12 protein-coding genes are annotated in these 9,187 nt (G+C 63.5%); 2 read left to right on the top strand and 10 right to left on the bottom strand.

Annotated elements, in window-relative coordinates:
* From ACGYK4_RS10555 to flgB, 3 genes are read right to left on the bottom strand one after another with little or no spacing between them, the layout of a single operon-like run.
* The gene (locus tag ACGYK4_RS10555) at positions 1–333 is read right to left on the bottom strand and encodes a flagellar hook-basal body complex protein FliE (RefSeq protein WP_067261033.1); all 333 of its coding nucleotides are present in this window, start codon (positions 331–333) and stop codon (positions 1–3) included.
* A gap of 12 nt (positions 334–345) precedes the next feature.
* Positions 346–756: a flagellar basal body rod protein FlgC gene (gene flgC / locus ACGYK4_RS10550; RefSeq protein WP_067261031.1), complete on the bottom strand. Its 411-nt coding sequence runs from the start codon at positions 754–756 to the stop codon at positions 346–348.
* 9 nt (positions 757–765) lie between these two features.
* On the bottom strand, positions 766–1,170 hold the full coding sequence (gene flgB, locus ACGYK4_RS10545; RefSeq protein WP_067261029.1) for a flagellar basal body rod protein FlgB: 405 nt from the start codon (positions 1,168–1,170) through the stop codon (positions 766–768).
* A 70-nt stretch (positions 1,171–1,240) separates the two neighbouring features.
* Here flgB and ACGYK4_RS10540 point away from each other — a divergent pair, with 70 nt between their 5' ends.
* Complete coding sequence (locus tag ACGYK4_RS10540) at positions 1,241–2,581, top strand: FliI/YscN family ATPase (RefSeq protein ID WP_209217492.1); 1,341 nt, start codon at positions 1,241–1,243, stop codon at positions 2,579–2,581.
* A 189-nt stretch (positions 2,582–2,770) separates the two neighbouring features.
* Here ACGYK4_RS10540 and ACGYK4_RS10535 read toward each other — a convergent pair whose 3' ends face one another.
* The 6 genes from ACGYK4_RS10535 to ACGYK4_RS10510 form a co-directional block, all read right to left on the bottom strand.
* The gene (locus ACGYK4_RS10535) at positions 2,771–3,919 is read right to left on the bottom strand and encodes a lytic murein transglycosylase (protein ID WP_394456379.1); all 1,149 of its coding nucleotides are present in this window, start codon (positions 3,917–3,919) and stop codon (positions 2,771–2,773) included.
* 117 nt (positions 3,920–4,036) lie between these two features.
* Positions 4,037–4,501 carry a CreA family protein gene (locus ACGYK4_RS10530; protein ID WP_394456377.1) on the bottom strand — a complete coding sequence of 155 codons (465 nt, stop codon included), beginning with the start codon at positions 4,499–4,501 and terminating at the stop codon, positions 4,037–4,039.
* Between the two features lie 53 nt (positions 4,502–4,554).
* Positions 4,555–6,279, bottom strand: a complete 1,725-nt coding sequence (locus ACGYK4_RS10525; protein WP_394456374.1) for a SulP family inorganic anion transporter — start codon at positions 6,277–6,279, stop codon at positions 4,555–4,557.
* 49 nt (positions 6,280–6,328) lie between these two features.
* Complete coding sequence (locus tag ACGYK4_RS10520) at positions 6,329–7,246, bottom strand: MBL fold metallo-hydrolase (RefSeq protein WP_394456372.1); 918 nt, start codon at positions 7,244–7,246, stop codon at positions 6,329–6,331.
* Complete coding sequence (locus tag ACGYK4_RS10515; RefSeq protein ID WP_394456370.1) at positions 7,246–7,686, bottom strand: DUF6691 family protein; 441 nt, start codon at positions 7,684–7,686, stop codon at positions 7,246–7,248. The genes ACGYK4_RS10520 and ACGYK4_RS10515 overlap by 1 nt, the downstream gene beginning before the upstream one ends.
* Before the next feature lies 1 nt (position 7,687).
* Positions 7,688–8,122: a YeeE/YedE family protein gene (locus ACGYK4_RS10510; protein WP_394456368.1), complete on the bottom strand. Its 435-nt coding sequence runs from the start codon at positions 8,120–8,122 to the stop codon at positions 7,688–7,690.
* Between the two features lie 92 nt (positions 8,123–8,214).
* On the opposite strand from ACGYK4_RS10510, the gene ACGYK4_RS10505 reads away from it, so the two are divergent.
* Positions 8,215–8,520 carry an ArsR/SmtB family transcription factor gene (locus ACGYK4_RS10505; RefSeq protein WP_394456366.1) on the top strand — a complete coding sequence of 102 codons (306 nt, stop codon included), beginning with the start codon at positions 8,215–8,217 and terminating at the stop codon, positions 8,518–8,520.
* Between the two features lie 27 nt (positions 8,521–8,547).
* Here ACGYK4_RS10505 and ACGYK4_RS10500 read toward each other — a convergent pair whose 3' ends face one another.
* Positions 8,548–9,006, bottom strand: coding sequence for a beta-lactamase hydrolase domain-containing protein (locus ACGYK4_RS10500; protein ID WP_394456364.1), 459 nt, complete (start codon positions 9,004–9,006; stop codon positions 8,548–8,550).
* Between the last annotated feature and the right edge of the window lie 181 nt (positions 9,007–9,187).

The raw sequence follows: 9,187 nt of genomic DNA, 5'->3' as shown, positions 1-9,187 counted from the left end.
CTAGATCGGCATCCGCAGAATTTCCTGATAGGCTTCGACAAAGCGGTCGCGCACGGAGACGGCCACTTTGACGGTGGATTCCATCGCCAGCATGGCTTCGACCACCTGCTGGGTATCCGCCTCACCGCGCAGCCCGGCTTGGGCCACGGCTTCGCCCTCACGCACCGTTTCCAGCGCGCTTTCCGAGGCTTGCTGCACCATATTGGTGAAACTATTGGCGCTGGCGCCTGCCTCTTCGGCGATGGCTTCGCCCTTTTGCGCCGTCAGAGATTGCGAGGTGCGATAGGCACCGCGAACCGCGGCGGTCGAGATCAGGGAGGCGGGATCGCTCATCTCAGGTCAGCCTCACTTCAGCAGGTCGAGCATCTGACCGCGCATCCGGCGGCCCGACTCGAACATGTTCATATTGGCCTCATAATTGCGCGAGGCTTCGCGCATGTTGGCCATCTCGATGATCGGATCGACATTGGGGCGTTTGACATAGCCGGTTTCATCCGCCGCCGGATGCGCCGGGTCATAATCGCGCCGAAAGGGGGATTGGTCGCGCCCGATACGGTCGACCTCCACCAAGGAGCCGCCGCCATTGCGGTCAATCAACTCTGAGAAACTGATGGTCTTGCGGCGAAACGGATCGGCGCCGGGCGTGGTGCCCGTTGAATCGGCATTGGCCACGTTTTCCGAGATCACCCGCAAACGCGCGGTCTGCGCGGTCATCCCGCTGGCGGCGATTTTGGCGATGGACTGAAGCGGATCCATGGGCTTTCCTTACCTGTTTCCGGTGACGGCCATGGTCAGCATGTCATAGCTTTTGCGGTAAAGCTGTGCGGCCAACCTGTAGTGATCGCCGATCTCGGCGGCTTTCACGGCCTGTTCTTCAAGGTTCACGGTATTGCCATCCAAAGTGGTGCCCTTGGCGTGGCCATCCGTCACCTCGCGCACGCCGGGCGTGCCATGGGCGACGCCGGTGAAATGTTTGTCATGGGTGGTCACCAGCCCGGTGTCGCGCGACAACTCGCCGCTGAGCATCGATTCAAAGGACGATACATCGCGCGCCTTGTAGTTCGGGGTCGAGGCATTGGCGACGTTTTCAGACACGACCTTTTGCCGGGCCGAGAGCCACTGCATCCGGTCCGACGCAAGTCCAAGAATAGAAAGATTAGACAAGTTCATTCTTTTGCCTATAGCCTGTTTAATCCTTGTATAGTAAATATTGCCCCGCGCTCCTAGAGGAAATTTATCCATGCAGACACTCTTTTCCGAGCTGACCAGTTTCGCCCGCGAGGCAGGCGAGGCCGAGATCACCGGCGAAGTGCGCGCGATCACCGGCATCACGCTGACCGCCGTGGGGTTGGAGCGGGTCTTGGGCATCGGCGAGCGTTGCATCGTGCATGGCTCCGATGGGCCGGTCCATGCCGAGGTGGTGGGGCTGGGCAGCCACGGCACCGAATTGCTCCCCTTCGGCTCATGGCGCGGGGTGGCGGCGGGCGACCGGGTCGAGGTCGCGATTGGCCGCGATGTGATCCGCCCCGATGAAAGCTGGAAGGGCCGGGTGATCAGCGCCTCGGCTACGCCGCTCGACGGGAAGGGGCATCTGCCCGAGGGCAACGACCCCCGCCCGCTGCGCGCCGCCCCGCCGGGCGCTTTCGACCGCAAGCGCATCGGGCCGAAACTGGCGACCCATGTGCGCGCGCTGGATGTTTTCACGCCGCTTTGTCAGGGCCAGCGCTTGGGCATTTTTGCAGGCTCCGGCGTCGGGAAATCGACGCTCATGGCCATGCTGGCACGCTATACGGACTGCGATGTGGTGGTGATGGCACTGGTCGGCGAACGCGGACGCGAGGTGCAGGATTTCATCGCCTCCGACCTCGGCCCCGAGGGGATGGAGAAGGCGGTTCTCGTCGTCGCCACCGGGGACGAGCCGCCGCTCACCCGCCGCCAAGCCGCTTGGACCGCCATGGCCGTGGCCGAGCATTTCCGCGATCAGGGCCAGCATGTTCTGCTCTTGATGGACAGCGTTACCCGTTTCGCCATGGCGCAGCGCGAAATCGGCCTCGCCTCGCGCGAACCGCCCACCGCCAAGGGCTATCCGCCGACGGTTTTCTCGGAGCTTCCGCAGATGCTGGAGCGCGCCGGGCCGGGGCCGGTGGGCAAGGGGGATATTACCGCGATTTTCACCGTTTTGGTGGATGGCGACGACATGAACGACCCGATCGCCGACGCGGTGCGCGGGATCACCGACGGGCATATCGTGCTTGACCGCAAGATCGCCGAAAAGGGCCGCTACCCGGCGATTGACCTGCTGGCGAGCGTCTCGCGAACGTTGCCGGATTGCCACAGTGATGTGGAATATACGCTGCTCACTGCCGCCCATAAGGCGCTGGCGGCCCACGCGGATATGGAGGAATTGATCCGCATCGGGGCCTACCGCGCGGGCAGCAACCCCGAGCTTGACCGCGCCATCGCCTTTGCCGGGCCATGTGAGGCGTTTCTCAGCCAGCGCAAGGCCGAACACACCCCGCCACAATCCTCTTTTGCCGAGGTGGCAGGGATGCTCGACCGGGCAGGCATCAGCCCGGGCTGAGCTTTACCGCAGATTGAACTTCTAGGGTCGCCCGGCTGCAGGCCGGGCAGCGCCGACCCGCCCCCCTGGGGCGGCGCTTTCAGCACCACCCCGCGGGTCGGCGCTGCCCTTCGTGGTATAAAAAATCTCGCCCCGATTGCCTCGCCGCCACCCCCAGCGTGGAGGGTGGGAAAGGCCGACCTACGTCGCCTACTGCAACCGCCGCAGCAACTCGACCGAAGGTTCACCCGTCGCAGGCAGGCCCACGCTGGCCTGATAGGCGCTGATCGCCTTGCGGCTGTTCGGCCCGATCACCCCATCCGCGCCATCGGTATCGAACCCCCGCGCGGTCAGCCGTTGCTGCAACGCGATCCGGTCGTCCTTGGTCAGCCCATTGGCATCCGGCGGGAAGCTGCCGCGCAGCGGCCCGCCGCCCGCAATCCGGTCGGCCAGATGGCCCACGCCAATCGCATAGCTGTCGGAGTTGTTGTAGCGTTTCAGCGCGCGGAAATTGCTGGTCACCACGAACTGCGGCCCGCCTGCCTGCGGCTGGATCACTGACCCGGCGCTCGCGGGGATACTGCCCAACTCGCCGCCCCATTTCACGCCCCGCGTCCAACCGTTGCGCGACAGATAAGCGGCGGTCGAGGCCAGCGCATCGCTGGGGTCTTCCGACCAGATATCGCGCCGCCCGTCGCCGGTGAAATCCACCGCGAAGGCTTGGTAAGAGGTGGGAATGAACTGCGTATGTCCCATGGCCCCGGCCCATGACCCGGTCAGTCGGTCGGCAGTAATATCGCCGTTTTGCAGGATCTTCAGCGCCGCGATCAACTGCTTTTCGAAGAACGCCCCGCGCCGCCCATCATAGGCCAATGTCGAGGTGGCCGAGACGACAGGCACATTGCCGCGCCGCTCTCCGAAATAGCTCTCGAGCCCCCAGACCGCCGCGACGATCTCTGCCGCCACGCCGTAGCGGCTCTCAATCGCGTTCAAAGTGCTGCGGTGGCGGGCAAAGGCGGTGCGCCCCTTTGACACCCGCTCGTCCGAGGCGGCGATTGACAGGTAATCTTCCAAGCTGCGGCTGAATTCCGTCTGATTGCGGTCGCGTTTCACCACCCCGGGCAGATAGCCCGTGCCGCGGAATCCGCGGGCCAAAGTGCTGGCGGAAATCCCCTGCGCCGAGGCGCGGTTTTTGAAAGCCGCGACCCATGCGTCATAGCCCGCGTTGGGCACCGGGCGCAGATCGTCCGGCACCCCCGCCGCCGCCGCGGGGCCCAGCGCGCCGCCCCCGGTCGAACAGGCCGAGGTCAGGCCCAATGCGGCAAGGCCGAATGCGAATGTTCTGCGTGAATGTCTCATAAAACCTGCCTGTCGCTGCGTTGTTGCCTTTTGCGAGCATATCGCAGGCAGGTCGCCCGACAAGGCGGGATCGCCCCAATGGCAAGGCTTTGCCTAAGCGAACCTTGGCTTTCCGTCCTACTGACCCGGCTGGTACAGGGGCACCGTCGACATCGATGTTTTGGCCGAGCCGTCTTGCACCCGCTGGCTGTGGCTGATGTAGATCAGCGTGTTGTTCGCTTCGTCGTAAATACGCTTCACCTTCAATGTCTTGAAGATGATCGAACGGCGCTCGCTAAAGACGTTTTCGCCTTCGTCGCCACGGTCGATATCGCCGATCTCAATCGGGCCAGTCTGACGGCAGGAGATCGAAGAGTTCGACGGGTCTTCGAACCAGTTGCCCTTTTGCAGCCGGTCGATTAGCCCGCGTTCGAAAAAGGCCAGATGGCAGGTCACGCCCTTCACCTTGGGGTCGGCCACGGCTTCGACGATGATGTCATTGCCCAGCCAATCCACATCCACCTTGCCGACCTCTTCGGCGCTGGCAGCGGTGGCGAAAATACTGGCGGAGAGGGCGGCGGCGCGGGCAAATGTCTTATTCATGGCAAGCAAACGCGCAGCGGGCGGCGCGGTTCCCGAAATTTTGCACGGCGGCGTCACCGGGGGTGTTTGGCCAGCGCACAGGCCGCCTCATGCTGGCTGAGAAAGACCTCCCCGGTCAGCTCTTCCAGAAAATGACTACGCTTCAGCCGGTCCATCACCGGGCCTTTCACCTCGCTCAAGTGCAGGCGGATGTCGGCGTCCTTCAGCCGGGTGTTGATCGCCTCAAGCGATTCCAGCGCCGAAAGGTCAATCTCATTCACCGCAGGGAACATCAGCACCACATCCGTCAGGTCCGGCTTGTCGGCGGCATATTGGGCCAGTTGATCCTCCAAGAACCGCGCGTTGGGGAAATAGAGGCTCTCGTCCACCCGCAGGCTCAGCACATGGGGCTGGGTCTCGACCTCGTGGCGCAGCACGTTGCGGAAATGCTCGGTCCCCGGCACCCGGCCCACCACGGCCATATGCGGGCGGGAGGTCTTGTAAAGATGCACGAGGATCGAAGTCACGACGCCTGCGCTGACACCGGCCTCGACGCCGAAGATCAGCGTCAGAAGGATCGTCACGCTGACGGCGGCGAAATCGGCATGGCTGAAGGCCCATGCGCGTTTCAGGATAGAGAAATCGACGAGGCTCAGAACCGCGACGATGATCGTGGCGGCCAGCGTGGCCTTGGGCAGGTAGTGGATGAGCGGCGTGAGGAACAGTGCGGCAAGGGCCAGTCCAACGGCCGTAAATGCACCGGCGGCTGGGGTCTCTGCGCCCGCGTCGAAATTCACCACCGAGCGTGAGAACCCCCCGGTGACCGGAAAGCCGCCGGTAAAGGCCGCGCCAAGGTTGGCGCTGCCGAGACCGATCAACTCCTGATCCGGGTCGATCCGCTGGCGCTTCTTCGCCGCCAGGGTCTGCGCCACACTGATGCTCTCGACAAAACCGATGACGGAGATCAGCAGCGCCGGGACAAACAGTTGCGACAGCAGGTCAGGGGAAAAGGAGGGCAGGGTGAGCGGCGGCAGGCTCTGCGGCACTTCCCCCACGATCGCAACACCCCGCGCGCCCAGATCGAAGCCCCAGACCGCCAGCGTCGTGGCCAAGATCGCCAGCACCGGCCCGGTTTTGGCCCCGATATCCGCCATCCGCGGCCCCAGCCCCATGCGCCGCAGCAGCGGTTTCAGCCCGCCGCGCACCCAGAACAGGAAGGCCGTGACGGCCAAGCCCAAGCCGAGGGTGATGACATTGACCTCCCCCAGATGCGCCCAGAGGCTGGACAGGATCTGCGGCAGCGTGTGCCCCTCGGCCTCGATCCCGAGGATATGCCGCAACTGGCTGGCGGCGATCAGGATGCCGGAGGCGGTGATGAACCCCGCGATCACCGGGTGCGACAGGAAATTCGCCAGAAACCCCAGCCGAAACAGCCCAAGCGCCAGCAGCATCGCGCCCGACAGAAAGGCCAGCGTCAGCGCCGCCGTGACATAGCCCGCCGTGCCGCTTTGCGCGATCTCGCCCACCGCCGCCGCCGTCATCAGCGAGACCACCGCCACCGGCCCCACTGCCAGCGCCCGGCTGGTGCCGAAGATGGCGTAGAGCACGATGGGCGCGATAGAGGCATAGATGCCAGCCTCGGGCGGCATCCCCGCCAAAAGCGCATAGGCCAGCGATTGTGGGATCAGCATGATCGTGACGATCACCGCCGCGATCATATCCCCGGTGAATTGGCCGCGGTCATAGCGCCGCCCCCAGTCGAGGATTGGCAGGTAGCGCGAAAGCGAAGGGAAAGGCATGGGCGGCGATCCGTTAGAAAGGGGGGGCCCAAGGGGCCACCCGGTTGGCTCAGTCGAAACGGTTCACGGGCAGTTTCAGGTAGTGATGGCCGTCATCCTCCGCCGGAGGCAGCCGCCCGCCGCGCAGGTTGATCTGCAATGCCGCGAGGATGCGGTTGGGCAGCGACAGGGTCGCGTCGCGTTTCTGACGGCGCTCGATATAATCTTCGCGCTTGGTGCCATCCTTGACGTGGATGTTATGGGCGCGGTGCTCGTCCACCGTGGCCTCCCACCGCGGCTCGTCACGGTTATCGGTGCCGTAGTCATGGCCGATGTAAAGCCGCGTGTCGCCGGGCAGGGCGAGGATGTCTTGGATCGAGTCCCACAGCTCCTCAGTCGTGCCGCCGGGGAAATCAGAGCGCGAGGTGCCGGCATCGGGCTGCATCAGCGTGTCATGCACAAAAGCCGCATCGCCACAGACATAGGTGATCGACCCCAGCGTATGCCCGGGCGACAGCATCACCTTCGCGTCAAGCTCGCCAATCTTGAAGGTCTCGCCCTCCTGAAACAGGTGGTCAAAATCGCGGTCCGGGTCAAAGGCATCGGGCATGTTGTAAAGATCGGCCCAAATCTTGGCGATCTCGGGCACCAGTGCGCCGATGGCATTGGGCGCGCCGGTGCGCTCTTTCAACCGGGCCGAGGCCATGACGTGATCTGCATGGGGGTGGGTATCGAGCACCCATTCCACGGTGAGGCCATTTTCCTTAACCAGATCAAGCACCTGATCCATGCTTTCGGTCGTGAACTTGTAGTTCTTCGGGTCGAAGTTCCACACCACGTCGATTAGCGCGGCCTTCTTCGTTGCCGGATCGGCGCAGATGTACTGGATCGAGCCGGTGTCGGGTTCATAGATGCCCCAGACATCGGGGCTGCCCGCCCCTGTTGAGGGGGAGTGGCGCACGACGGGTGAATTGAGAGGGTCGCTCATCAGGCTGGTCCTTTCTTGGTTTTAGAGGTCAAATCAGGGCTGTGTCGGGCGATCCACATGCCGCCCAGCATAAAGGGGACAAAGATCAAAGTGCCGCTGACCGCGATGGGCAGGGCGGTCAATGCCGGGCCGGGGCAAAAGCCGCCCAAGCCCCAACCGATGCCGAAAATCGCGGCGCCGGTCAGCAGTTTCGGCTCAAGATCGTTGCGGGTGGGCAGGCGGAATTTATGGTCGAAAAAGGGGGTCTGACGGCTGCGGAACAGCCATGCGAACCCCGGTGCCGTCACCGCGATGGCGCCGCCCATGACAAAGGCAAGGCTGGGGTCCCATGTGCCAAAAACATCGAGGAAGTTCAGCACTTTGGCCGGGTCGGCCATGCCGGAAACGATCAGGCCTATGCCGAACAAAAGGCCGGAGAGGAGGGCGAAGAACTGTTTCATGTCACCCTCCGATCACATGGCGCATGACAAAGACGGTCACGAATGCCGTCGCCATGAAGGTCACCGTCGCCACGATCGACCGCACGGAGCCACGGCTGATCCCGCAGACCCCGTGGCCCGAGGTGCAGCCGTTGCCATAGGTCGCGCCAAAGCCGACGAGCAGCCCGGCCACCGCCATCAGGACGGGGTTCGAAGGCACCCATTGCTGCGGCCATCCGCCCGAGGTGATCAACCAAAGCGGCGCCGCGAGCAAAAGCCCCAACACGAAGAAAAACGACACACCCCGCGCTTCGCCGTCGCTGTCGCGGGCGAAAAGCCGAGAGGTCAGCCCGCTGATCCCCGCGATGCGCCCGTTCGTGGCCATCAACAGCACCGCCGAGGCCCCGATCATCGCGCCGCCGCCCAGCGACAGCCATGGTGTGAATTCGGTTTCCATCTCTCAACTCCTTACGGCCCGCCAAGCGGCTTGCTTGTGTCAGACTGTAAATCAGTATATATTACTCCATCATAATATTCAATGATGCTAATATGAAAAACGCGGACGACTTTCTGGATGGCGATATCGCCGGGGCTGCGGCGCTTATGACGATGCTTGCGTCAGAGGCGCGGTTGCAGATCCTGTGCCGTCTGATCGGTGGGGAGCGCTCGGTCGGGGATTTGGCGCAGGCCTGCGGTCTGTCGCAATCCACCATGTCGCAGCAGTTGAAAAAGTTGAAAGACGCCGGTCTGGTCGACAGCCGCCGCGCTGGGCAGACGATCTTTTACCGGGTAAAGGGGCAGGAGGCCGTGGCCGTTCTGGAAACGCTGCATGGCCTCTACTGCGCGCAAAAGTAAAACGCCCGGCAAAACCGGGCGCTTCTCTTACGCTTTGCTATCTGCGTAGGATTTGACCAACTGACCGATCTTCTCTTCGGTCAGGTCGATGCCGCGGGCCTTGCCCTCCTGCAGGGCCGTGTCACCGTCCCAACCCTTATCCGCCGCAAGGGCCATCAGGGTCATCGCCCCCGCACGTTTGCCCGAAGCGCAGTGCAAAAAGACCGGCTGGGGCAGGTCGTCTAGTGACTTGCGGAATTCATCCACCGTCTCGGGGCCAAGGGTGTCTGGCGTCACCGGATGGTGCAGGTAGTTCAACCCCAGCTTCTCGGCCACCAGCCGCTCTGCATCGGGGGAGAGGCCGCCTTTCTCATCCGAGGCGCGGAAGTTCACCACCGTTTTCATCCCGGCTGAGGCCGCTTGCTCCAGCGCTTTTGCGTCCGGCATGAACAGAGCCACGTTATGGGCAGGGTCGATGGTCGCGATCTTTTGGCTGTCGTCGGTCATTCTGGCCTCCTTCTCTGCGCGGATGCGGTCGCCCGCGCGTGGTGGTTTCAGCGGCCCAACCCCAACCCGGCGCAACTGTTCCCCGCTTAGCAGAACGGGCCGCGCTGCGCAGATATAATCCGAGTATTAAAGTCAGGATTGTCACCGCCGCCCGGTTTTGCTAGGCAGCAGACAGAAATTC

Origin of the sequence: Sulfitobacter sp. 1A13368 (genome assembly GCF_043557275.1) — a bacterium.
Taxonomy (GTDB): Bacteria; Pseudomonadota; Alphaproteobacteria; order Rhodobacterales; family Rhodobacteraceae; genus Sulfitobacter; species Sulfitobacter faviae.
This window is presented reverse-complemented; position numbering and strand designations above follow the sequence as displayed.